The organism is Stenotrophomonas koreensis (assembly GCF_001431525.1).
GTDB classification, from domain to species: domain Bacteria; phylum Pseudomonadota; class Gammaproteobacteria; order Xanthomonadales; family Xanthomonadaceae; genus Stenotrophomonas; species Stenotrophomonas koreensis.
In genome coordinates this window covers 44,380-68,508 of sequence record NZ_LDJH01000029.1, presented here as the reverse complement: position 1 = coordinate 68,508, position 24,129 = coordinate 44,380, and the positions used below count along the sequence as shown (strand labels likewise).

Here is a 24,129-nt window from a genome sequence, read left to right as displayed (position 1 = left end):
GGAAGTGCCGGCTGGCGTGGTTGAACTGGCCGAGGCCGACGAGACGCTGGAGCGGGTGGAAGACGCCGTGGCCAGCGAGCCGTCGCTGGTCGACGCTGTGGCCGAGCTGGAAGTGCCGGCTGGCGTAGTTGAACTGGTCGAGGCCGGCGACACGCAGGAATCGGTGGAAGACACCGCGGCCAGCGAAGCGTCGCTGGTCGAAGTCGCGGCCGAGCCGGAAGTGCCGGCTGGCGTGGTGGAACTGGTCGAGGCCGGCGACACGCAGGAATCGGTGGAAGACACCGCGGCCAGCGAAGCGTCGCTGGTCGACGCCGTGGCCGACCCGGAAGTGCCGGCTGGCGTGATGGAACTGGCCGAGGCCGGCGACACGCAGGAATCGGTGGAAGACTCCGTGGCCAGCGAGCCGTCGCAGGTCGACGCTGTGGGCGAGCCGGAAGCGCCGGCTGGCGTGATGGAACTGGCCGAGGCCGGCGACACGCTGGAGCTGGTGGAAGACACCGTGGCCAGCGAAGCGTCGCTGGTCGACGCTGTGGCCGAGCCGGAAGTGCCGGCTGGTGTGATGGAACTGGCCGAGGCCGGCGACACACAGGAATCGGTGGAAGACACCGCGGCCAGCGAAGCGTCGCTGGTCGACGCTGTGGCCGAGCTGGAAGCACCGGCTGGTGTGATGGAACTGGCCGAGGTCGGCGAGACGCTGGAGCTGGTGGAAGACACCGCGGTCAGCGAAGCGTCGCTGGTCGATGCTGCGGCAGGGCTGGAACCTGCCGCGGACGATGTCGCGCTGGCTCCTGCCGCTCAGGCGCCGTCGCTGCACTTCGAACTGGAGCCGTCCCCCGCCGAGGTGGCTGCCCCGGTTGAGCCGGCAGTGGAGCTTGTTGCCGGCGATGAGGCCGCCGCTGATGCGGCCGCGCTGGACTTCCAGGTCCTGGATCTGGAGCTGGTGGATATCTTTGTCGAAGAAGGCAAGGACCTGCTGGACCATTGTGATGGTCTGTTGGCCGACCTGCGCAGCAACCCCGATGACCGCGAAGCGGTAGCCGGCCTGCAGCGTGACCTGCATACGCTCAAGGGCGGTGCCCGCATGGCCGGGATCAACCCGGTCGGCGACCTGGCCCATACCGTGGAGTCGCTGCTGGAAGCGGTCGTGGCCGAGCGTCTGAGCCTGGGTGACGGTGAAGTCCGCCTGCTGGAAAACGGCTTTGATCATCTGCACCGGATGGTTACCCGTACCGGCGAACACCTGCGCGTGGATCTGCCCGCAGCCCTGGTCGAGGCTTTTGAAGCCCGTACCCAGGGCCTGGAGCTGCAGGTCGAGCAGGCCAGCGTTGTCAGTGATGAAGCCGCCCATCAAGCCAGCCCTGCTCATGAGCCGGATGAACCGGTAGCCGACACTGCCGCTGTTGCCGATCACGCTGGCGTGGCGACCGTGGTGGTGGAAGAAGCCGCACCGTTGGTTGCTGCTGACCAAGCCGAAAGCGCAGTCGAAGCCGAAGCCGAAGCCGAAGCCGAAGCCGAAGCCGAAGCCGAAGCCGATGTCGATGTCGATGTCGATGTCGATGTCGATGCCGAGCAGGCAACGACGATCGGCCGGGTGATCACCATCGCCGGTGTGCTGGATGAGCACGACGAGCACGATGCCCCGGTCGAGCCGGCCCTGGCCGAAGACACCGTCCAGGCGCAGGCTCCGGCAGCCGTGCCGCAGCCGGCAACGCCGCCGTCGCTGGCAGTGACCGAGCCGGCGGCCGTACTGGCGGTATCCAGCCCTGTCCAGCAGGCCCCCGCGCCGACTGGGGTGGCGGCTGAACCGCTGTCGGCCCCGGTCGATGATGATGCCGTCGCTGGTGAAGACGGTACGGTCCGCGCCGGGCAGGAACAGGTGCGTGTCCGCGCTGACCTGCTCGACCGCCTGGTCGGTCATGCCGGTGAAGTGGCGATCTACCGCTCGCGTCTGGAGCAGCAGCTGGGTGCTTTCCGCGGTGCGATGGCCGAACTGGACCGCACCAATGCGCGACTGCGCGACCAGCTGCGCCGTCTGGACCTGGAAACCGAAGCCCAGATCGTGGCGCGTTACCAGCGCGAGCAGGACAGTGCGGACCGGACCTTCGATCCGCTGGAACTGGACCGCTTCTCGACCCTGCAGCAGCTGTCACGTGCATTGAACGAATCGGCAGCCGACTTGTCAGGCCTGCAGGGCGTGCTTGATGACCTGGCGCGCAACTACGACAACCTGCTCAGCCAGCAGTCGCGCGTGAGCTCGGAGCTGCAGGATGGCCTGATGCGTGCCCGCATGGTGCCGTTTGATGGCCTGGTGCCGCGTCTGCGCCGGGTGGTGCGTCAGGCCGCGGCCGACAGCGGCAAGTCGGTGCGCCTGGTGGTGGAAGGCACCCAGGGCGAACTGGATCGCAGCGTGCTCGACCGCATGGTCGCGCCGCTGGAACACATGTTGCGCAACTCGGTTGCCCACGGCATCGAAACCGCACCGGTGCGCCTGGCCGCGGGCAAGCCCGAGGAAGGGGTCATCACCCTGCAGCTGCGCCGCGAAGGTTCGGAAATCGCGCTGGAAGTGACCGATGACGGTGCCGGTCTGGACCGTTCGGCAATCCGCCGTCGCGCCGAGCAGCGTGGCCTGATCAAGGCTGATGACGTGTTGTCCGAGCACGAGCTGGATTCGTTGATCTTTGCCGCAGGGTTCACCACTGCCGACCAGGTCAGCCAGCTGGCCGGCCGCGGCGTGGGCATGGACGTGGTCCGCAACGAGGTCCGCCAGCTGGGTGGCTCGGTGGATGTGCACTCGGAAAGTGGCCGTGGCGCGCGCTTTGTGATGCGCTTGCCGCAGACCCTGGCCGTCACCCAGGCGGTGTTTGCACAGATCGGTGAAACCACCTATGCGGTGCCGGTGGCCTCGGTCAGCGGTATCGGCCGTATCGCCCGCGAACGCTTTGAAAACGGCGATGGCATCTACCGTTACGGTGGCGAGGAGTATGCGCTGCACGACCTCGGCCTGCTGGTCGGGCAGGGCCCGGCCAAGGCCGAAGGCCAGGCACAGGTGCCGCTGTTGCTGGTGCGTGCCGGCGACCTGCGCGCGGCCGTGGCCATTGACCAGGTCGTGGGCAACCGCGAAGTGGTGGTCAAGCCGGTCGGCATGCAGATCGCCTCGGTGCCGGGTATCTACGGCGCCACCATCACCGGCGAAGGCAATGTGGTGGTGATCCTGGACGTTGCGCCGCTGGTGCGCCGTCTGCTCAACCAGCCCAGCCGCACGCTGGCCGCGGCGCCGGCGGTGCCGGTGCGCCAGGTGCCGTTGGTGATGGTGGTGGACGACTCGCTGACCATGCGCAAGGTCACCGGGCGTGTGCTGGAGCGCCACAACTTCGAAGTCAGCGCCGCGCGCGATGGCGTCGAGGCGCTGGAGCAGCTGGAAGAGCGGGTGCCCGACCTGATGCTGCTGGATATCGAAATGCCACGCATGGATGGCTACGAGCTGGCCACCGCGATGCGCGCCGATCCCCGCTACAAGGACGTGCCAATCATCATGATCACCTCGCGTACCGGCGACAAGCATCGCCAGCGTGCCCTTGAAATCGGCGTCCAGCGTTATCTGGGCAAGCCCTATCAGGAGCCGGAACTGATGCGCAATGTCTATGACCTACTGGGGATTTCCCGTGCCCGCGACTGATCACAAAGCAGCGGTTGTTCTTTTGGCCAATCCGGGTCTGGCAGGTGACAAGCTGCGTCAGGCGATCGTCAATGCCGGTGGCCAGATCGTGCTGGAGGCCGCGCCGGCACAGGTGCAGGCCGCCCAGGTACTGGCGGCGTCCCCGGCCGTGGTGGTGATCGCGCTTGATGCCAGCACCGACCAGGCACTGGATGTGCTGGAGCCGGTGCTGGACCAGGCCGGGGTCATGGTCCTGCTCGAAGAGGCCGACCTGGCCGCGCAGCGCGAGGGCTGGGATGCCCAGCGCTGGGAGCGCCATCTGGCAGCCAAGCTGCAGGGCCATGCCAATGTGCTGCCCCCGGGGGCAGAGCAGGAGCAGCCTGTCGTGCAGCCAGCGGCCGGAACCGCAGGATTTGCCGCCGCAGGGCTTCAGGCCGTGCCGTCGGCACAGCCAGGCAGTGAGGGCAGCCAGGTGGATCAGCCCTCGTTCGATGCCTTTGATGCGTTCGACTACGATGCCGAACCGGTTGTAACCGGGCCGGCTGCAGGCGCCGGTGTCGCACCCTCACTGGATGATCTGCTGGCGTCGGCGCCACCGGCGCCGGAAGCCGCGGTTGCGGCGCTGGCCGGGAGGCCGGCGGTGGTGCCGCCACCGTTGCCGCCACTGGAACCTGAGCACGCCGCAGTGTCTCCACCGGCGCCACCGGTAGCCATGCCGGGCGTGAGCCAATGGTCGCTGGTGGATTTTGACAGCAGCGCCGCCGAGCCGGTGGTCGCAGCGGCCCCTGCCGCCGCGGTGCTGCAGAACTGGGATCTGAGCAATCTCTCGCTGCTGGATCCTGGGCAGGAGGACGATGCTCCGGGCGCAGCCGGCGCCGTCAGCACGGTGGCGCTGGTGATGGCCGGTATCGGTGGCCCGGATGCGATCCGCCGCCTGCTCAGCCAGTTGCCGGCCGAGGGCATGCCCGGTGCGGTGCTGATCCAGCTGCGCCTTGATGGCGGCCGCTATGCCAACCTGGTCTCCCAGCTGGCGCGTGTCTGTGCGGCGCCGTTGCAGCTTGCCGAGGCCGGCAAGGCACTGGAGCCCGGGCATGTCTATGTCATCGCCGATGACATCACCGTCAGCGGCGGGCAGGCATTGCGTTTTGACACGCTTGCGCCGATGGCCAGTGTGCTGGCCGACCTGCCGGCCGAAGGCAGTGCCGTGTTGATGCTCAGCGGCGCCGATGCCGACCAGGTCGATGCGGTACTGCGTCTGGCCGAACGCGGTGCCTGGGTTGCCGGTCAATCCGGCGAGGGCTGCTATGACCCTGCGGCAGCCAGCGCGTTGGCCGTGGCCGGCATGCCGATCGGCGAGCCGGCATGGCTGGCCCGTGAACTACTTGCACGCTGGGGACTGTAAGGAAGCCGTATGAACCACATGAGTAACGATGAAGTCCGCGGTGTCGTGCTGCAGTGTGCCGGCGAAAAGGTGCTGCTGCCCAATGCCACCGTGGCCGAGGTGATGTCGCGGGTGCAGCTGCAGCCTGCCGCCGAAGGGGGGCCGGCATGGTTGGCCGGCACCCTGGCATGGCAGGGCTTTGATGTCCCGGTGGTCGCGTTTGGCCGCTTTACCGGCCTGGGCAGCGATCTGCTGGTGGGTCAGCTGAAAGTGGTGGTGCTCAAGGCGCTCGGGGGCCAGGTCCATCTGCCGTACTACGCGCTGCTGACCGAGTCCTTCCCGCAGTTGATCGCGGTTCCGCGCGATGGCCTGCTGGCCGATGCCTCCGAGGAAATCGTACCGGTCGGGGTGCACATGCGTGTGCTGCTCGGCGAACAGACCGCGCTGCTGCCGGACCTGGACGCGGTTGAGGCGGCGGTACTGTCCTGCCTGCCGACAGCGGCGTAAGCACCGCTGCCGTGGCGCCTGCGCCCGGCTAGAAGTCACCCAGCCGGGCCTGCAGTGCCGCCAGTGTGGCCAGGCCGGCGGTTTCGGTACGCAGCACGCGCGGGCCCAGCTGCAGGCCGCTGAAACCGGCCTGCGCCAGAATTTCCAAGTCACGCGGCGACCAGCCGCCTTCCGGTCCGATGGCCACGACGATGCCGCCACTGCCCGGCGCAGGCAGCGTGTTCAGGGTCCACTGCCCGCGCGGGTCCAGGCACAGGCGCAGGCTGTCTGCCGGCAGCGCGTTGCAGGCTTGGGCCAGCGGCGCGGGGGCGGCGACCTCGGGGATGCAGGCACGCCCGCTCTGGCCGCAGGCCGAGCTGACCACATTGTTCCAGTGCGCCAGGCGCTTGGCCGCGCGTTCGCCCTCCAGGCGGACCTCGCTGCGTTCACTGTTGACCGGGACAATGGCGGCCACGCCCAGCTCGGTGGATTTTTGCAGGATCAGGTCCATCTTCTCGCCGCGTGCCACCCCCTGCAGCAAGGTGATCTTCAGTGGCGATTCGTTGTTCACCGCTTCCACGCCACGGATCTGTACCCGCGCATGCCGCTTGCCTGCCTCGATGAAGGTGGCGGTGTAGTCATGGCCGTCGCCATTGAACAGCACGCAACTGTCGCCCACCCCAAGCCGCAGCACACGCAACAGGTGGTTGGCGATGTCCTCTGGCAGCTCCAGCTCCATCCCCGGGCTCAGTGGTTGGTTGACGGGGCAACGTGTGATGCGCATAAAAATCAGTTCAGAGTCAGCGGGGAGGAGTGCGCGGTCTGCTAGCATTGGCGACTAGATGAATATCCGCGTGCACGTTCTTATTGTATCGGCGCCAGCTGTCTTTGCGTCCTGGAGACAGGCATGAGCCGCCGTTTGCCGGTCATCCATGGCCGTCGCCAGGAGCAGGCTGGCCCCTTCGAGCTGGAACATCTGGACCTGGAGTTTGCCAATGGCGAGCGCCGCCAGTTCCAGCGGTTGAACGGGCGTGGCCATGGCGCGGTGATCGTGGTGCCCATGCTTGATGAGCAGACCGTGTTGCTGGTGCGCGAATATGCCGCCGGCATGCACCGTTATGAGCTGGGGCTGGTCAAGGGCCGGATTGATGCAGGCGAAAGCGCCGTGCAGGCTGCCGACCGCGAGCTCAAGGAAGAAGCCGGTTATGGCGCCAGGGAGCTGCTGGTGCTGCGCGAGCTGAGCCTGGCCCCCACCTACATGAGCCACCAGACCACCCTGGTGCTGGCGCGTGATCTGTATCCGCAGCGCCTTCCCGGCGATGAGCCCGAAGAGCTGGAAGTGGTGCCGTGGAAACTGGCCGAGCTGGACCGGCTGATGCTGCGTGAGGACTTCTCAGAAGGGCGTTCACTGGCGGCGCTGTTCATCGCCCGGCAGTGGCTGGCCATGCAGGCATGATCCGCGTCCCGGTCGACCTGCGCGAAATGGTCATCGCCCTGGCCGGACACGCTGGCCAGGCGATCATGCAGGTGTATGGCCGCGGCTTCGAGGTCAGCCACAAGGACGATGCCAGCCCGGTGACCGATGCCGATCTGCTGGCCAACAGGATCATTGTCGAGGGCCTGGCGCGGATTACTCCCAACCTGCCGATCCTCAGCGAGGAAAGTGCCCAGGTCAGCTGGGAGGAGCGCCAGCACTGGACCAGTTACTGGCTGGTTGACCCGATCGATGGCACCCGCGAATTCGTCAAGCGCAATGGCCAGTTCAGTGTCAACATCGCGCTGATCCACCAGGGCGCGCCCTATTTTGCGGTGATCCAGGAGCCGGTCACCGGCACGGTCTGGCACGCTACCCGCGGTGAGCTTGCCTACCGGCGCGAGCACAACCACGACACCGCCCTGCATACCCGCACTCCCGCCAGTGCACCGTTGCAGGTGGCGGTGAGCCGCTCGTACAACAGCGACCGCGTCGATGCCATGCTGCAACGGATGGGGCCAGTACAGAGCATCCGCCTGGGCTCATCGTTGAAGCTGTGCCACATCGCCGAAGGCCGGCTGGATGTGTATCCGCGCCTTGGCCCCACCAGTGAGTGGGATACCGCGGCCGGTCAATGCATCCTGCACGCGGCCGGTGGTAATGTGCTGTCGCTGCAGACCGGCAAGCCATTCCGTTACAACCGTCGACCGAGTCTGCTCAACGGCGAGTTCATCGCCCTGGGCGACCTGTCATTGCCATGGCGGCAGTGGCTGGTCGATTGACCTGCCGTGGAGCATGCATGAAGCCTGTACCTGGACACCCGCGTCCGATTGACCGACTGCTGGCGGTGATGGCCGACCTGCGTGACCCCGATGGCGGTTGCCCGTGGGATCTGGAGCAGGATTTTTCCAGCATCGCCGCCTACACCATCGAAGAGGCCTACGAGGTCGCCGAGGCGATTGACCGCGACGATATGGCCGACCTGCGCGATGAGCTCGGGGACCTGCTGCTGCAGGTGGTATTCCATGCCCAGATGGCCAGTGAGGCCGGTCTGTTCGACTTCGAAGACGTCGCCTTGAGCATCACCGAGAAAATGCTGCGTCGTCACCCGCATGTGTTTGCCCAGGCCCAGGCCGCCGATGCCGGGCAGGTGCTGGCCAACTGGGACCAGATCAAACGCGCCGAACGCGCCGCCCGCGGCGAAAGTGACAACTCGGCGCTGGCCGGCATCAGCGCCGGGCTTCCGGAGTGGCTCAAGGCCAGCAAGCTGCAGTCGCGTGCGGCGCGTACCGGGTTTGACTGGCCCGGCCCGGGGCCGGTGCTGGACAAGCTGGCCGAGGAACTGGCCGAGGTCCGCGCCGAATTTGACGCCGCCGCGCCGGCCGACAACCACGAGGCACTGGAAGAGGAAATCGGTGACCTGTTGTTTGTTGCGGCCAACCTGGCACGGCATGCCCGGGTCGATCCCGGCGCGGCCCTGCGCCGGGCCAACCTGAAGTTCGAGCGGCGCTTCCGTGCGATGGAGGTCCTGGCGGCCGCGCAGGGGCAGGCCTTCGACCAGCTGGACCTGTCGGCGCAGGAGGCGCTCTGGCAGGCGGTCAAGGCGCAGGAGTGATGCTCAAGACCTTCGCCCTGTTCGCACTGACCGCGCTGGCGGAGATTGTTGGCTGCTGGTTGCCGTGGTTGTGGCTGCGCAAGGGCGGCAGTGTCTGGTTGTTGCTGCCCGCGGCAGTGGCGCTGGCGCTGTTTGCCTGGCTGTTGACCCTGCACCCCACCGCCAGCGGGCGTACCTATGCCGCCTATGGCGGTGTCTATGTCAGCGCCGCCCTGGCGTGGCTGTGGCTGGTGGACGGCATCCGTCCGACACGCTGGGATGTGCTCGGTGTGGCGCTGTGCCTGGCCGGGATGGCCGCGATCATGCTCGGTCCACGCCAGGCCTGAGCACTCCGCACACGGCACTGCAGGTTTGCGCCAGTGCCGCCAGGCAGCCGCCGCGGACAGCGGCCGGGGCAGGGTGAATCTGGGATAATGCCGCCTCTATTCCTGTGTTGGATGCAAGGCGATGACTGCAAAGACCCTTCTGAACGACTCACATCGCGCGCTGGGCGCCAAGATGGTGGATTTCGGTGGTTGGGATATGCCCATCCACTACGGCTCACAGATTGACGAGCATCATCTGGTGCGTCAGCAGGCCGGCATGTTCGACGTCAGCCACATGACGGTTGTCGACCTGCGTGGCGCCAACGTGCGTGCGTTCCTGCGCCAGTTGCTGGCCAACTCCATCGACAAGCTCAAGGTGCAGGGCAAGGCGCTGTATTCGTGCATGCTCAATGCCCAGGGCGGGGTGATCGACGATCTGATCGTCTATTTCCTGGGCGAGGATTTCTTCCGTCTGGTGGTCAATGCCTCGACCCGTGAAAAGGATCTGGCATGGATCAAGCAGCATGCCGCTGCCTTCCAGGTCGAGGTGCAGCTGCGCGAAGACCTGGCCATCATCGCCGTGCAGGGCCCGCAGGCGCGTGCCAAGGTGATCGAGCTGGTGGCAGCCGATCAGCGTGATGCGCTGGACAAGCTGGCACGCTTCAGTGCGGTGGATGTGCGCGCTGCCGATGGCGTGGCGCTGTTTGTGGCCCGCACCGGCTACACCGGTGAAGACGGCTTTGAAATCCTGCTGCCGCAGAGTGCCGTGGTTGCGTTCTGGGAAAAACTGCTGGCCGCCGGGGTCAAGCCGGCCGGGCTCGGCGCCCGCGATACGCTGCGCCTGGAAGCCGGCATGAACCTGTATGGCCAGGACATGGACGAATCGGTTACCCCGTTCGAAGCCGGCCTGGGCTGGACCGTGGCGCTGGACGAAGGCCGTGATTTCATCGGCCGTGCCGCTCTGGAAGCGCAGAAGGCTGCCGGCGTGCCGACCCAGTTGATCGGGCTGGTGATGGACGACAAGGGCGTCCTGCGCCATGGCCAGGTCGTGCTGACCGAAAATGGCCAGGGCGAAATCCTGTCGGGAACCTTCTCGCCGACCCTGGGCAAGGCGATTGCCTTTGCACGCGTGCCTGCCGGCAGCGTGGCCGATGTGCGTGTTGATATCCGTGGCCGTCACGTCGCGGTGCGCGTGGTCAAGTTCCCGTTTGTGCGTGAAGGCGTCGCCCAGCCGGGCGTTCTGCTCTGATCCTGCTGTTCACAACGGCCGGGCGGCTGAGCGCTCGGCTACACTATCCACCCCGTTCCAACCGTCCTTTATCCGGAGCAGTTTCATGAGCCAGATCCCCGGCGAGCTTAAGTTCCTCAAGTCCCATGAGTGGGTCCGTATTGAAAGCGACGGCCGCGCCACCGTCGGTATTTCCGATCATGCCCAGGGCCTGCTCGGTGACCTGGTGTATGTCGAACTGCCCGCCGTAGGCGACAGTGTCACCGCCGGCAATCCGGTGGCCGTGGTCGAATCGGTCAAGGCAGCTTCGGATGTGTACAGCCCGGTCTCGGGTACCGTGGTGGCCGTCAATGATGCGCTGTCTGACAAGCCGGAAACCATCAACGAAGATGCCTACGGTCAAGGCTGGCTGTTCGTGGTCGAGCTGGCCGACAAGGCCGAGCTGGACGCGCTGCTCGATGCCGATGCCTATGCCGCTGTGCTGGAAGACGACGCGCACTGAGGATTGAGTGTGTTGTGCAGAAACGGCCGCCTGGTGCGGCCGTTTTTTTATTTCTGCTTACATGCGCTGCGATCATCGAACGCGATAAAACAGTGACCAGGAAGTTGCGCAGTTGGTCGATGCCAACCGCCGATTGTTGTGCTCTGTTGCGACAGCGCCGCACCTGCCTGCCACAGCATGCTGTCTGTTGCTCGCTGCTGGATTGGCGGGTTGTTGATGCTGCGCCGGTGATCCGTGTTTACCTCAGTGATGTGGTTTGAGTGCCTGTTTCAAGCGGTTTGAAGTAGCTCATCGCTTCTGCTGGTGGTTGCCACATGGCGGCCGGCCTGCTGCGCCGGCGTGGTGGCATGCAGGTTTTTCAACGTTGCCATGTCGGGTGTCTGACGTTGATTGCACCTGGAGAGTTGACAGTAAAAAAAACGATGATTAGGTTTCGCCACAAGCAGATGACGTTGCTGGTGCCCGTGATCCAGATCATCCATCGATTGTTGAACTGTCAGCTCGCACTTGCCATGGGTCGGTTGACCACGGCTTGCGGTGACATGCTCAACGATGGGCAAGGCAATGACACTGCCGATGACAGTCGCGGCCGCAATGCCGCGGCTGTCTGCGTATCCGTAACCGGATGTCGCTTGGGTCCGGAGGTCGTAGCGCGGTGCGCGTGCGGGCTGTGTCACCTGGGTTGTTAACCTGATAGATCACTGACGAGGAGCCATCGTATGGCCACGAAGAAAGTCGCGAGCAACAAGCCGGCAGCAAAGAAAGCGGTGAAAAAGGTCGCCAAGAAGGCTGCCGCCGCCAAGCCGGCAGTGAAGAAGACCGCCGCCAAGAAAGCCGTAGCGAAGAAGGTTGTTGCCAAGAAGGCCGTTGCCAAGCCGGCGGTGAAGAAGGTAGCCAAGAAGGCCGTCGCCAAGCCGGCGGTGAAGAAGGTAGCCAAGAAGGCCGTCGCCAAGCCGGCGGTGAAGAAGGTAGCCAAGAAGGCCGTCGCCAAGCCGGCGGTAAAGAAGGTTGCCAAGAAGGCCGTTGCCAAGCCGGCGGTAAAGAAGGTTGCCAAGAAGGCCGTTGCCAAGCCGGCGGTAAAGAAGGTTGCCAAGAAGGCCGTTGCCAAGCCAGCGGTGAAGAAGGTTGCCAAGAAGGCCGTCGCCAAGCCGGCGGTGAAGAAGGCAGCCAAGAAGGCCGTCGCCAAGCCCGCGGTGAAGAAGGCAGCCAAGAAGGCCGTTGCCAAGCCGGCGGTGAAGAAGGCAGCCAAGAAGGCCGTTGCCAAGCCGGCGGTGAAGAAGGCTGCCAAGCAGGCCGGCAAGAAGGTCGCGACCACCAAGAAGGTGGCGACCAAGAAAGTGGTTGCCAAGAAATCGGTGACCAAGACCGCTGCCAGGAAGGCAGTCGGTGGCAACGGCGTCAAGCCGGCGCGCAAGCCCAAGGCTGCCGACGTCAGTGTGCTGCCGATTGCGGAAATGCCCAAGAATCCGGCGGCTGACTGACGCCAGCGGTTCGGTATGGGAGGAAATACAACGGGCGGCCAATGGCCGCCCGTTGTGCTTGTGGCAGCGGCTGGGCGCCGCTTACGGCGGGGCAGTGAGTGCGCGGTGCGAGCTGATGCCCGAGGGCAGCGGAGCACCGGCAGGCCGCTGTGCCTGCAGCAATTCCGGGGTCAACGGCGCAACATCCAGCCAGCTGTCATCACTGGGCAGTCCGAGTGCCGCATCGATCACGGTGGGCAGCAGCCCGGAAGGCAACGGGCTTTCTCCATTCCAGCTGATCGACACGCCCAGGTCCCGCTCCGGCAGCAGGGCCAGCAAGCCGCGGTAACCCTGCACGGCACCGGCATGGAACACCACGGTGTGGCCGCGGTAGTCGAACACGCGCCAGCCCAGCGCGTAACCGGCAGCATTCAAGCGCTCGCGACGCCAGCCGGAGCGCAATTCACCGGGAGTGCTGACCAGCGGGGCGTGCAGCGTGGCCAGCAGCGGCCTGGACAGCACATCGGGGCGATGCCCGGTTTGGGCCAGCAGCCATTGCGCCATGTCCGCCGCACTGGCGTTGACGCCGGCGGCCGGAGCCACACGATAGTAGGTGGGCTTGGGATTCAAGGCGGCCCAACCGTTGCGGCTGCGCACATGCGGCCGTGCCCAGCGGGTGCTGCCCATGATGCCGTGCAGGCCCAGGCTGGCATCGTTCATGCCCAGCGGTTTGAGGATGCGCCGGTCCACGGCCTGCTCGTAGAAGTTGCCCGAGGCGGCGAAGACCACATCGCCGATCAGGCTGAAGGCGACGTTCTGGTACGCATAGCACTGGCCCGGATGGCAGGTCAGTGGCGCATTGGCCAGACGCCGGGTCAGGGTGTGGTAGTCAGCGTTGGCTTCGACATCACGATCAAACGCGTTGTAGGGCAGGCCGACGCGGTGACTGAGCACATCGGCAACCGTCAGTGCCTGGGTGGCTGCCGGATCACGCAGGGCAAAGTCCGGGACGTAATCGACGATCCGGCTGTCCCAGCGCAGCGTGCCATCTTCGACCAGCAATCCGGCCATCGTTCCGGCAAAGGCCTTGGACAACGAGGCCAGGCGGAAGACGGTGTGGGCATCGACCGGTTCGGGATTGCTGACATCGGTGACCCCATAACCGCGGGCGCTGAGGATCTGGCCGCCCTGCACGATCGCCATCGAGATGCCCGGTACCCGGTTGCCCCAGGTCAACTGCTCGGCTTGCGATTCGATCGCGGCCAGGTCAAAGCTGGCCGGCAGGGGTTTGACCGCTTCTTCTGCCAGTGGCTGACGCCATGCCTGCGGTTGGGCGGGCGGCGCAGCGGTGTGCTCAAGATTGACCGGAACCGGGACAGCGCTGGCACTGCTGTCAGCAGGCCCCAGTGCCTGCGCGGTGCAGATGATCGCTGTGGGCAGCAGTACGGCCAGCAGGGCCATGACGATCGGGCGCTTGCGCGCCTGCCGGTGGGAAGCTTTCATCGTGGGTGTTGCCTGTATGCTTGCGGCTGGAACGATTCTAGCGCCTGTTTTTGCGATTACACAAACCGGGGGACAAGGATGGGAATGGTGGTTTTTCTGTTGTTGGTGCTGGTGGTTTTCGGCGGCGTTGCGCTGTGGGGCGTGGGCACGTTCAATGGCCTGGTGCGTGCGCGCAATGCCTGGCGCAATGCCTTTGCCCAGATTGATGTGCAGCTGCAGCGGCGTTTTGACCTGATTCCCAACCTGGTGGAAACCGTCAAGGGCTACATGGCCCACGAGCGGCAGACCCTGGAGGCGGTGATTGCCGCACGCAATGCGGCCCAGCAGGGCCTGGCGGCGGCCAAGGCCAACCCGGGCGATGCGGCGGCGATGGCCGGGCTGGCGGCAGGGCAGGAGCAGCTCAATGGCGCGCTGGGCCGGCTGCTGGCCGTGTCCGAAGCCTATCCGGAGCTGAAGGCCAACCAGAACATGCTGCAGCTGGCTGAAGAACTCACCAGCACCGAGAACCGCATCGGTTTTGCCCGCCAGGCGTTCAATGATGCGGTGACCGATTACAACACCCGCTGCGAAATGTTCCCGGGCAGCCTGATTGCCGGGCCGTTCAACTTCCAACAGGCCAGCCTGCTGGAGATCCCGCTCGAAGAGCGGGCACAGACCCGGGCAGCGCCATCGGTTCGCTTCTGAGTTTGCGGGTGCTGCGGGGACAGCCATGAATTTCTTCAGGTACCAGCATCAGGCGCGGCGGGCGACCACGCGCCTGGTGCTGTTGTTTGTGCTGGCGGTGCTGGCCATCGTGCTGGCGGTCAACCTGGCCGCGTACCCGGTGCTGGGAGCTGACCTGCAGGCGCAGGCGCTGCTCAGCCTGGCCACGGCGCTGGTGATCGGCATTGCCTCATGGTGGCGTGTACGCGCCCTGCGCGGCGGTGGTGCACTGATTGCCGCACAGATGGGAGGCCGTCTGGTACCGGCCGACACCTCCGATCCACTGTTGCGCCGTTACCGCAATGTGGCCGAGGAGATGGCCATCGCTGCCGGGATTCCAGTGCCGCTGCTGTTCGTGCTGGATGACGAGCAGGGCATCAATGCCTTTGCTGCCGGTTACAGCCCGTCCGATGCGGCGGTGGCGGTCACTCGCGGCGCCTTGCTGCGGCTCAATCGCGACGAACTGCAGGGGGTGATAGCGCACGAGTTCTCGCATGTGCTCAATGGCGACATGCGGCTGAACATCCACCTGATGGGCGTATTGTTCGGCATCCTGATGCTGGGGGTCATCGGGCGTAAATTGCTCGGCGCCGCCAGCAGCAGTGGCCTGTCCCGTCGACGCGGTGGCATCGGCCCGGTGGCAGCAATCCTCTGTGCCGGCCTGGCGGCAGTCATCATCGGTGCGGTCGGGGTGTTCTTTGCGCGCCTGATCAAGGCTGCGGTGAGCCGCCAGCGTGAAGTACTGGCCGATGCCTCGGCCGTGCAGTTCACCCGCAACAATGCCGGTCTGGCCGGGGCGCTGAAGAAGATCGCCGGCTTGCCGGAAGGTTCGCGGCTGGTCGATCGTGCTGGTGCGGAGGAAGTCAGCCACATGCTGTTCGGCGAGGGCTTTGCATACCGGCGCTGGTTTGCCACCCACCCGCCGATGCTCGAACGCATCGCCCGGCTGGAACCAGGCTTCAGTGCCCTGCATCTGAAGCTGCTGCAGCAACGCTGGCAGCGCAGTGCGCCTGATGGCCTGGAGGAGGACCGGGTGTTGGGTCTGGCGGCAGGCAATGCCTCGCCGCCACTGGCAGCGGCAGGCGCGGTGGCCCCTTCGCTGGCGCCGCGGATGGTCAGTACCCAGGTGGCCAACCCGGGCCAGGATGACTACCGTCAGGCCCAGCGGTTGCATGGGCAGTTGCCCGCTGACCTGCTGGCAGCAGCGCGCAACCGGCAGCAGGCACTGGCCTTGGTACTGGCCTTGCTGCTGGATGGCAGTGAGCAGCTGCGGCAGCAACAGCGGGCCATTGTCGAGCGGGTTTTCGGCCCGGTGCTGCTGCAGCCGATGGGTGAACTCTGGCCCCTGTGCGCCCAGCTGCATGCCGGCCTGCGCCTGCCGTTGGCCGCGCTGGCCTTTCCGGCCCTGCGCGGCAACCCGCGGCCGCAGCTGCAGCAACTGGTACAGGCCATTGATGCCATGGTGCAGCTTGATGGTGAGCTGACGTTGTTCGAATACTGCCTGGCGCGCCTGCTGCGCACCCAGGTGATCGAGGCGCTGGACCCGGCTGCACACGTACATTTTGGCCGCCGCCGTGTCGGTGCGGTACAGAAGGAGTTTTCCTTGCTGTTGTCGGTGATGGCCGAGGCCGGCCATCCGGGACAGCCGGCACTGGCGCGGCAAGCCTATGCCGCCGGGCTGCAGCGGGTAGTGGCCGGGCAGGGCATGGTCTACCAGCCGCCGGCCAATGGCGTGCGTGCACTGGAGACGGTGTGGCCGGTGCTCGATGGCCTGGAGCCGCTGGCCAAGCAGCTGGTGGTGGAGTCGCTGGTGGCAGCGATGGCCCATGACGGCCATATCCGGGTCGCCGAGGCCGAGCTGCTGCGCACCGTCTGCGGTGTGCTGCACTGCCCACTGCCGGCCTGTCTGCAGGCCGGCAACTGAAAGGCCGTGCAAGTCAGCCGGTCAGGGCCGTGGTCGTGGCGCTGCCCAGGATCAGGTCGGCGGCGCGCTCGGCGATCATCATGGTCGGCGCGTTGGTGTTGCCGGTGACCAGGGTCGGCATCACCGAGGCATCGACCACGCGCAGGCCGGCGATGCCGTTCACGCGCAGCTGCGGGTCGACCACCGCGCGCGCATCGTTGCCCATGCGGCAGGTGCCGGCCGGGTGGTAGATGGTCTCGGCCTTGGCGCGTATGAAGGCTTCCAGCCCGGCCTCGTCCAGGTCATCGCGTGCCGGGAAGATCGGTGCGCGACGCCAGCGGTCAAACGCCGGCTGGCGCAGGATGTCGCGCGACAGCCGCGCAGCCTCGACCATCATGCGCAGATCAAAGCCTTCGGCATCGCTGAGGTAGTTGGCCTGGATCCGTGGTGCTGCCGCCGGGTCGGCACTGGCCAGGCCGATGCGGCCACGGCTGCGCGGATGCAGGTAGCAGGCATGCAGGGTGTAGCCATCGCCGGGCAGGCGCTGGCGGCCGTGGTTGTCGAGCATGGCCGGCACGAAGTGGAACTGGATGTCGGCACGCTCGTCCGGGGCAAAGCGTGAGCGCACGAAGCCGCCGGCTTCGGCGACATTGCTGGTGCCGGCACCGCGGCGGCCACGCAGGTAGTAATCGATGGCCACCTTCAGTTCGCTGGCGCGGTCGTAACTGACCCCGGGCACGGTGTGGTAGAGCGTGCAGATGTCCAGGTGGTCCTGCAGGTTGGCGCCGATCGCGGGCTGGTCCAGCACCACGTCGATGCCGTGCCGGCGCAGCTCCGCTGCCGGGCCGATGCCGGACAGCATCAGCAGCTGCGGGCTGTTGACCGCGCCGGCGCACAGCAGCACTTCGCCCTGTGCCTGGGCCAGCTGTGACCTGCCGCGGACGCGGTAGTGCACCCCGGTCACCCGCTGGCCCTGCAGCTGCAGCCGCTCCACCAGCGCGCCGGTGATCACCTGCAGGTTCGGGCGCTGGCGCACCGGTGCCAGGTAGGCCACCGCCGAGGAGCAGCGTGCGCCGTCGTTCTGGGTGACCTGGTACAGACCCACGCCCTGCTGCTGCGGGCCATTGAAGTCGGGATTGTGCGGCCAGCCGGCCTGTTGCCCGGCCTCGATGAAGGCCTGGCTCAACGGGTTGACGTGGCGCAGGTCGGCCACATGCAATGGGCCGGCATCACCATGCAGGGCATCGCCGCCACGGCTGTTGCATTCGCTGCGGCGGAAGTAGGGCAGCACGTTGTCCCAGTGCCAGCCCTCGGCCCCGGCGCTGGCCCAGCGGTCATAGTCACCGGGTACGCCGCGGATGTAGCACATCGCATTGATCGCACTGGAGCCGCCGAGCACCTTGCCGCGTGGCCACCATAGCCGGCGTCCGTCCAGCTGCGGTTCGGACGCGGTGTCATAGCTCCAGTTCAGGCGCCGGTTGTTGACCAGGTGGGCAATGCCGGCCGGCATGTGGATGAACGGGTGGCGGTCGGCCGGGCCGGCCTCGATCAGCAGGACCCGGTTCTGAGGGTTGGCACTGAGCCGGTTGGCCAGGACACAGCCGGCCGAGCCGGCGCCGACGATGATGTAGTCGTACATGGAACCCTTCCCCAAGGTGGTTGCCAAGCATAGGCCAAAGGTGTCCCTGCATGACGCCATCCACTGGCGATGCTGCGGCGCATCGTTTACCTTGCGCGCTTTGAAACGGAGTGCCCCCGATGTCCGCCACGCGTGTTCCTGTCACCCCCTGCCGGGTGGATCGATGAGCGGGCAACAGACCCTGCCGCGCGGCTGGCGTGGCCTGAGCGGTGCGATGGCACAGACGCCGGCGCTGGGCTGGACCTTCGTGTATTTTTTCTGCCTGCTTTCCGGCTACTACGTGCTGCGCCCGGTACGCGAGGCGATGGGCGCGGCAGCCGATGTCAATGCGGTGTTCCCGCCGGCGATGATCCAGTTCTTTGCCGGGCTGGGAATGCCGCTGGACAAGTACATCCTGCAGATCCTGTTCACCTGCACCTTCCTGATCATGCTCGCGCTGCAGCCGCTGTATGGCTGGCTGGTCAGCCGGCATCCACGGCGGGTTTTCCTGCCGGTGGTGTATGGTTTTTTCATTGCCACCCTGTTGCTGTTCTATGGCTTGTTCGACAGCGGTGTGGCCGGGCGTGGCATGGCCTTCTTCCTGTGGCTGACCGTGTTCAACCTGTTCGCGGTGGCGGTGTTCTGGAGCTTCATGGCCGACATCTACACCAATGTGCAGGCCAGGGCGTACTACGGCTACATCGGCGCGGCCGGCACCCTGGGGGCCTTTCTTGGCCCGGTGCTGACCCGCACCCTGGTCGAAAGCGTGGGCATCGCCAACCTGATGCTGGTCTCGGCCAGCCTGCTCAGCATCTGCGTGCTGTGCATCATCAAGCTGCGTCCGTATGCGGTGGCACGCGAGGCACGCCAGCAGTTGAGCAGCGGCGAGCAACCGATGGGGGGCGAGGTCTGGGCCGGGCTGAAGCTGATCGTGCGCGAGCCGCTGCTGCGCTGGCTGGCGGTGCTGATGCTGCTGGCCGTTGGCGTGGGAACCCTGCTCTACAACGAGCAGGCGGCGATCGTGCGTGCGCACTATCCTGATCCGCGCCAGGCTACTGCCTTCTACGCCACCATCGACCTGGCGGTGAACACGCTGACGCTGGTAGTGCAGTTGCTGATCACCCGCGCGCTGCTGTCGCGCTTTGGCATCGCCCCGGCGCTGTTGATCCCGGGCATCGGCATCATCCTGGGTTTCTCGATCCTGGCCGCCTCGCCCTTGCCGATCATCGTGGCCATCGTCCAGGTCATGACCCGCTCGTCGGAGTTCTCGCTGGGCAAGCCCGCGCGCGAGACCATCTATACCCGGGTCGGGCGCGAGTGGCGCTACAAGAGTGGTGCGGCGATCGATACCGTGGTCTACCGTGGCGGTGACCTGACCTTTGTCTGGTTGCACAAGGCCTTTGCGATCTTCGGTTCGTCGGCGGTGTTTGGCCTCGGCGTGTTGGTGGCCTCGGGCATGACGTTTGCCGCCTGGCGGGTGCTGGGCGAAGAGAAGAAGCTGGCCCCGGAGCGCAGCGAAGGCTGAGCGCCCTGGCCGCTGATGCAACAACGCCGGGCAGTGCCCGGCGTTGTCGTCTGCGTGCCGGTCGTGCCGAGGCACGGCCGGCCAGTCCGGCTCAGCGCCGACGCGGCGAGATCCAGCAGGTGACATCGGCCTGGCAGACCAGCTCGCCAGCGGGGTTGCTCAGGCGCACCGGCACCACCACCTCGTAGCCGGCCCCGGCGCTGTGCAGCGGCGCCGGCAGCACAGCGCTGGCCCGGATCCGCCCCTGGGCCTTCTTCAGGTACTGCACCTGCATGCCCTTGGGGATCCAGCGCATGTCCGCCGGGGTGGCGGCATCGACCAGCAGCCCCATCACCAGCTCGGCCAGGTTGCACAGGGCAATGGCGTGCACCGTGCCGAGGTGGTTGTGCACGGCGCGGCGGTCATTGATGTGCCCCTCGCAGCGGCCGGCTTCCAGCACGGTGATGCGCGGGGCGATGGTGCCGAAGTAGGGGGCCCTGGCGCAGACCATCCTCGAGAACAGCCACTGGCCAGCGGGCCAGGCGGACAGGCGGCGATGCAGGGCGGGTAGATCCAGGGCCATGGAAGCTCCGTTGCTCGAACAGGTCGGATACAAAAACGGCGGACCTTGCGGCCCGCCGTCGTGAGGCATGTGCTGGCTTATGCCGCCTGCTGCGGGCGCTGTTTGCCCGGCAGGTCGTAGAAGCTGGCCGCACGCAGTTCGTGCACATCGAAATCGTCCACCGAGATGGTGTCGATGATGATCTTGCGCAGTTCCTGCAGCTGCACGCGCTCGGCCTCGGTCAGCAGGCCCTTGGCCACGGCCTCGTCCAGCTGGGCCGGGAAGTCCAGGGCCTTGATGGCGCCGGTCTTCAGCGCCTTGAGCAGCTTGCGCTCCACCGGCTCGGCGGCGATGGCCTGCTCCAGGTAGCTGGCGATGCGGCCACCCGGGTTGTTCTGGCCCGGGGTCAGGAACACCCCGCGGGCCAGGCTGTCACGGGCCGGGTTGGCCGACATCAGCAGCGAGGCAACGCGGTGGCCCAGCCGGTCGCCAGGGGCCTCGGCACGACGGCCCAGCGGGAACACCAGCAGCCACATCAGCCAGCCCACCGGGCGGATCGGGAAGTTGCGCAGCGCCGCCGACAGCGCTTCCTCGATCTTGTGCACGCTGTCGTGGAAGGCCCAGGCCAGCAGCGGCTGCTCGGCCACCGGTGCGCCTTCGTCGTGGTAGCGCTTGAGCATCGCGCTGGTCATGTAGATGTGGCTGAGTACATCGCCCAGGCGGCCGGACAGGCCTTCCTTGAACTTCAGCTTGCCGCCGAGGGTCATCATCGAGATGTCGGCCATCAGCGCCAGGTTGGCCGAGTAGCGGTCCAGCTTGCGGAAGTAGCGGCGGGTGTAGGCATCGCCCGGGGCGGCGCCGATGCGCGAGCCGGTCAGGCCGAACCAGAACGAGCGGACAGCATTGGAGATGCCAAAGCGGATGTGGCCGAACAGGCTCTTGTCGAACTCACGCAGGCCGGCGGCGCGGTCCTCGTCCTGGGCGGCCTTCATTTCCTTCAGCACCCACGGGTGGCAGAGGATCGCGCCCTGACCGAAGATCAGCAGCGAGCGGGTCATGATGTTGGCGCCTTCCACGGTGATCGCGATCGGCGATGCCTGCCAGCTGCGGCCGGCGAAGTTGCGCGGCCCCAGGATGATGCCCTTGCCGCCGATGATGTCCATCACGTCGGTGATGACCTCACGGCTCATGTTGGTGCAGTGGTACTTGGCAATGGCCGACGGCACCGACGGCACGTCACCACGGTCCACTGCCGCGGCGGTGGCCTGGGACAGCGCGCTGATCTTGTAGGCCTTGCCGCCGATGCGGGCCAGTGCTTCTTCCACGCCCTCGAAACGGCCGACCGACAGGCCGAACTGCTTGCGGATGCGGGCATAGGCACCGGTCACCACCGCGCCGGCCTTGGCGCCACCGGAACCGGTGGAGGGCAGGGTGATCGAGCGGCCGACGGCCAGGCACTCGTTGAGCATGTTCCAGCCCAGGCCACGCTTCTCCGGGCCACCGATGATCTGGCTCAGCGGGATGAAGACATCCTTGCCGCGGATCGGGCCGTTCTGGAAGGTGGAGTTGAGCGGGAAGTGGCGACGGCCGATTTCCACGCCATCGGTGTCACGCGGCAACAGCGCCAGGGTGATGCCGATGTCTTCCACATCGCCCAGCAGGTGGTCCGGGTCGTACATGCGGAAGGCCAGGCCGATCAGGCTGGCGACCGGGGCCAGGGTGATGTAGCGCTTGTCGAAGGTCAGCTTCAGGCCGAGCACTTCCTCGCCGTTCCACATGCCACGGCAGACGATGCCGTAGTCCGGGATCGAGGTCGCGTCGGAGCCGGCGAACGGGCCGGTCAGGCCAAAGCAGGGCACTTCCTCACCGACGGCCAGCCGCGGCAGGTAGTAATCCTTCTGCTCCTTGGTGCCGTAGTGGTTGAGCAGCTCGCCCGGGCCCAGCGAGTTGGGCACGCCGACGGTGGAGGACACCACCGAGGAGATCGAGGCCAGCTTCTGGATCACCTTGTGGTGGGCCAGAGCCGAGAAGCCCAGGCCGCCGTATTCCTTCGGGATGATCATGCCGAAGAACTTGTTCTTCTTGATGAACTCCCACATCTCCGGCGGCAGGTCGGCATGCACATGGGTGATTTCAAAATCGTTGACCATCTTGCACAGCACTTCCACCGGGCCATCCAGGAAAGCCTGTTCCTCGGCAGTGAGCTGCGGCTTGGGATAGTTGAGCAGGATGTTCCAGTCCGGGTCACCGGTGAACAGCTCGCCTTCAAAACCGACCGAGCCGGTTTCCAGCGCGATCTTCTCGGTCTGCGACAGCGGCGGCAGCACCTTGCGGAAGAAGCCCATGAACGGTGCGCTGACCAGCGGCTTGCGCAGGAACGGCAGCAGCACGATGGCGCTGATCAGCGCCACGATCGCCGCGGCCACGATCACCGCGGTCTGGTTGACGCCGGTGAACCAGCAGATCGCCAGTGCAATGGCGCTGAGCACGGTCCACAGCAGCAGGCTCTTGCGGTGGTAGGCGACAAAGCCGCCCGCCAGCGCGAGCGCCAGGAAAGGAATCACGAGGGTCATTGCAAGGCTCCGGTCAGGTGCGAGGTGGCGGACTTTCCGTCGGTGGCAAGCACCGGCAGGCTGTCCAGGTACTGGATCACGGTGGTGGTAAAAGCGTGGTTGTCGTCGCCGGCCAGCATATGCGTGGCTTGCGGCAATTGCGTGTGCCGGGCGTGTGGCACCAGTTGCAGGAATTCATCGATGGTGGCCTGGCTGAGCATGTCGCTGCGGCCGCCGCTGATCAACAGCAGCGGGCAATCGATACGGCGGGCCGCTTCGGCAATGGCCTGCTGGTGGGCCTGGGCCCCCTGGCCGAGCTCGCTGAGCAGGCGTGGGTCCCAATGCCAGTGCAGGCGGCCATCTTCGCTCTGGCGCAGGAGGTTACGCAGTGCCTGTTCGCTCTTGCGTGGGCGGTGCGGCTGGTAACGGGCGATCTCATCGGCGGCATGCCGGAAACAGTCAAAGCCTTCCGGATGCGCCTGCATGAAGGCCAGGATCCGTTCAACCCCCTTGGTTTCCCAGCGTGGGGTGATGTCCACCAGCACCATGGCCGAAAACAGCCCCGGCCAGCGGGCCTGGGCCATCAGCCCGAACAACCCGCCCATCGAGGCGGCCACCAGCACCGGAGTAGGCGAGAGCTGGCCACTGACGGCGATCAGGTCATCGACAAACTGCTGGGGATGATACGGCTGACCGGCCGGGTTCCACGGCGATTGCCCGTGTCCCCTGGCATCGTAGGCCAGGCTGGAAAATCCGTGTGCTGCCAGTTGCCGGGCCGTGGCTGCCCAGCTGTGCCGGGTCTGTCCGAAACCATGGGCCAACAGTACCGGCACCCGCGGCCCGGGATGGCGGGTAAGCGCCAACGCACTGCCATCCACGCCAGCAAGACTGTCGTTGAACGGAATGCAAGGCTGCGCTGTTTTGTCCATACCTAATGGTATGGACAGGGTGCGGGGTAAGTCAATACTGCCGGGTATGGAAATGCCTGCAAAGCAACATTGGACCATTTACATACTGCCAAACAGTGATTGGTATGGTTAAATCCAGCAATGACAACCGATACCCTCACTGCCGGCGAACAAGCGCCGGGCCGCGGGCGCAACCAGCGCCTGAGCGCTGATGACTGGGCGCAAGCGGCGCTGGACCTGATTGCCGAACAGGGCGTTGGCGCGGTGGCGGTGGAGCCCCTGGCGCGCCGGCTGGGCGTGACCAAGGGCAGCTTCTACTGGCATTTCCCGTCCCGTGACGCCCTGCTGCAGGCGGCACTGGAGCGCTGGGAGCTGTTTGAGCAACAGGATGTCTTCGGCAGCCTGGAAGATGTTCCGGATCCGCGCCAGCGGCTGCGCGCGCTGTTCCTGCTTGCCGCCCATGAGGTCACTCCGCACATCATCTACAGCGAGCTGCTCAAGGCACTGGATCACCCGATGGTGCGGCCGGTGATTGACCGGATCTCGCGCCGGCGTCTGGACTATCTGGTCAAGGCCTTCCAGCAGGCCGGTCTGGAAGGGGTGGCGGCCCAGCACCGTGCACGCCTGGCCTACGCCGCCTATGTCGGCTTCTTGCAGCTGACCATGCACCTGCAGCAGCCGCGGCAGCAGCGCGAAGAGTTCGAATCCTATGTCGAGCACATGATCACCACCCTGATCCCGGGTTGACCCAAGGGCAGTGCTCAAGCCAGC

At 66.1% G+C, this 24,129-nt stretch carries 21 protein-coding genes; 14 read left to right on the top strand and 7 right to left on the bottom strand.

Annotated elements, in window-relative coordinates; translation table 11 throughout:
- The 3 genes from ABB25_RS13270 to ABB25_RS13260 form a co-directional block, all read left to right on the top strand.
- The coding region (locus tag ABB25_RS13270; protein ID WP_244477831.1) for a response regulator at positions 1–3,676 on the top strand (3,676 nt) is incomplete at its 5' end.
- Positions 3,677–3,698: 22 nt separating this feature from the next.
- Positions 3,699–5,057, top strand: a complete 1,359-nt coding sequence (locus tag ABB25_RS13265; RefSeq protein WP_057667572.1) for a chemotaxis protein CheB — start codon at positions 3,699–3,701, stop codon at positions 5,055–5,057.
- A 9-nt stretch (positions 5,058–5,066) separates the two neighbouring features.
- Positions 5,067–5,543: a chemotaxis protein CheW gene (locus tag ABB25_RS13260; RefSeq protein ID WP_057667570.1), complete on the top strand. Its 477-nt coding sequence runs from the start codon at positions 5,067–5,069 to the stop codon at positions 5,541–5,543.
- A gap of 28 nt (positions 5,544–5,571) precedes the next feature.
- On the opposite strand, the gene ABB25_RS13255 is transcribed toward ABB25_RS13260, so the two are convergent.
- Positions 5,572–6,306 (bottom strand): 16S rRNA (uracil(1498)-N(3))-methyltransferase, encoded by a 735-nt coding sequence (locus ABB25_RS13255; protein WP_057667568.1) that lies wholly within the window; start codon positions 6,304–6,306, stop codon positions 5,572–5,574.
- A 123-nt stretch (positions 6,307–6,429) separates the two neighbouring features.
- Here ABB25_RS13255 and nudE point away from each other — a divergent pair, with 123 nt between their 5' ends.
- The 6 genes from nudE (at position 6,430) to gcvH (ending at position 10,646) form a co-directional block, all read left to right on the top strand.
- Positions 6,430–6,978 carry an ADP compounds hydrolase NudE gene (gene nudE / locus ABB25_RS13250; protein ID WP_057667566.1) on the top strand — a complete coding sequence of 183 codons (549 nt, stop codon included), beginning with the start codon at positions 6,430–6,432 and terminating at the stop codon, positions 6,976–6,978.
- Complete coding sequence (gene cysQ / locus ABB25_RS13245; RefSeq protein WP_057667565.1) at positions 6,975–7,778, top strand: 3'(2'),5'-bisphosphate nucleotidase CysQ; 804 nt, start codon at positions 6,975–6,977, stop codon at positions 7,776–7,778. The genes nudE and cysQ overlap by 4 nt, the downstream gene beginning before the upstream one ends.
- A gap of 17 nt (positions 7,779–7,795) precedes the next feature.
- Positions 7,796–8,611 (top strand): nucleoside triphosphate pyrophosphohydrolase, encoded by an 816-nt coding sequence (mazG, locus tag ABB25_RS13240; protein WP_057667563.1) that lies wholly within the window; start codon positions 7,796–7,798, stop codon positions 8,609–8,611.
- Entirely contained in the window at positions 8,611–8,937 is a 327-nt protein-coding gene (locus tag ABB25_RS13235; protein WP_057667560.1) for a YnfA family protein, read from the top strand. Before mazG ends, ABB25_RS13235 begins: the two co-directional genes overlap by 1 nt.
- Positions 8,938–9,058: 121 nt before the next feature.
- The gene (gene gcvT / locus ABB25_RS13230; protein WP_057667558.1) at positions 9,059–10,165 is read left to right on the top strand and encodes a glycine cleavage system aminomethyltransferase GcvT; all 1,107 of its coding nucleotides are present in this window, start codon (positions 9,059–9,061) and stop codon (positions 10,163–10,165) included.
- 85 nt (positions 10,166–10,250) lie between these two features.
- Positions 10,251–10,646 (top strand): glycine cleavage system protein GcvH, encoded by a 396-nt coding sequence (gene gcvH / locus ABB25_RS13225; protein WP_057667556.1) that lies wholly within the window; start codon positions 10,251–10,253, stop codon positions 10,644–10,646.
- Between the two features lie 269 nt (positions 10,647–10,915).
- Here gcvH and ABB25_RS14650 read toward each other — a convergent pair whose 3' ends face one another.
- The gene (locus ABB25_RS14650; protein WP_152981230.1) at positions 10,916–11,323 is read right to left on the bottom strand and encodes a hypothetical protein; all 408 of its coding nucleotides are present in this window, start codon (positions 11,321–11,323) and stop codon (positions 10,916–10,918) included.
- 42 nt (positions 11,324–11,365) lie between these two features.
- Between ABB25_RS14650 and ABB25_RS14645 the strand changes: the two genes are divergently transcribed.
- A complete protein-coding gene (locus ABB25_RS14645; RefSeq protein WP_057667553.1) occupies positions 11,366–12,127 on the top strand; it encodes a hypothetical protein in 762 nt (253 codons plus the stop codon).
- 81 nt (positions 12,128–12,208) lie between these two features.
- On the opposite strand, the gene ABB25_RS13215 is transcribed toward ABB25_RS14645, so the two are convergent.
- Positions 12,209–13,609: a serine hydrolase domain-containing protein gene (locus ABB25_RS13215; RefSeq protein ID WP_057667551.1), complete on the bottom strand. Its 1,401-nt coding sequence runs from the start codon at positions 13,607–13,609 to the stop codon at positions 12,209–12,211.
- A gap of 84 nt (positions 13,610–13,693) precedes the next feature.
- On the opposite strand from ABB25_RS13215, the gene ABB25_RS13210 reads away from it, so the two are divergent.
- Positions 13,694–14,293, top strand: a complete 600-nt coding sequence (locus ABB25_RS13210; protein ID WP_338062038.1) for a LemA family protein — start codon at positions 13,694–13,696, stop codon at positions 14,291–14,293.
- A gap of 25 nt (positions 14,294–14,318) precedes the next feature.
- Complete coding sequence (locus tag ABB25_RS13205) at positions 14,319–16,235, top strand: M48 family metallopeptidase (RefSeq protein ID WP_057667547.1); 1,917 nt, start codon at positions 14,319–14,321, stop codon at positions 16,233–16,235.
- A gap of 13 nt (positions 16,236–16,248) precedes the next feature.
- Here ABB25_RS13205 and ABB25_RS13200 read toward each other — a convergent pair whose 3' ends face one another.
- Positions 16,249–17,853 (bottom strand): GMC family oxidoreductase, encoded by a 1,605-nt coding sequence (locus ABB25_RS13200; protein WP_057667546.1) that lies wholly within the window; start codon positions 17,851–17,853, stop codon positions 16,249–16,251.
- 163 nt (positions 17,854–18,016) lie between these two features.
- Between ABB25_RS13200 and ABB25_RS13195 the strand changes: the two genes are divergently transcribed.
- Complete coding sequence (locus ABB25_RS13195; RefSeq protein WP_057667544.1) at positions 18,017–19,357, top strand: NTP/NDP exchange transporter; 1,341 nt, start codon at positions 18,017–18,019, stop codon at positions 19,355–19,357.
- Between the two features lie 91 nt (positions 19,358–19,448).
- Here the strand turns inward: ABB25_RS13195 and ABB25_RS13190 are convergent, their stop codons facing one another.
- The 3 genes from ABB25_RS13190 to ABB25_RS13180 all read right to left on the bottom strand — a co-directional run bounded on the left by ABB25_RS13190 (position 19,449) and on the right by ABB25_RS13180 (position 23,379).
- On the bottom strand, positions 19,449–19,919 hold the full coding sequence (locus tag ABB25_RS13190; protein WP_057667543.1) for a hotdog fold domain-containing protein: 471 nt from the start codon (positions 19,917–19,919) through the stop codon (positions 19,449–19,451).
- 77 nt (positions 19,920–19,996) lie between these two features.
- Positions 19,997–22,471, bottom strand: coding sequence for an acyl-CoA dehydrogenase (locus ABB25_RS13185; RefSeq protein ID WP_057667541.1), 2,475 nt, complete (start codon positions 22,469–22,471; stop codon positions 19,997–19,999).
- Positions 22,468–23,379, bottom strand: coding sequence for an alpha/beta fold hydrolase (locus tag ABB25_RS13180; protein ID WP_057667539.1), 912 nt, complete (start codon positions 23,377–23,379; stop codon positions 22,468–22,470). Before ABB25_RS13180 ends, ABB25_RS13185 begins: the two co-directional genes overlap by 4 nt.
- A 120-nt stretch (positions 23,380–23,499) precedes the next feature.
- Here ABB25_RS13180 and ABB25_RS13175 point away from each other — a divergent pair, with 120 nt between their 5' ends.
- Complete coding sequence (locus tag ABB25_RS13175) at positions 23,500–24,105, top strand: TetR/AcrR family transcriptional regulator (protein ID WP_057667536.1); 606 nt, start codon at positions 23,500–23,502, stop codon at positions 24,103–24,105.
- Positions 24,106–24,129: the final 24 nt, after the last annotated feature.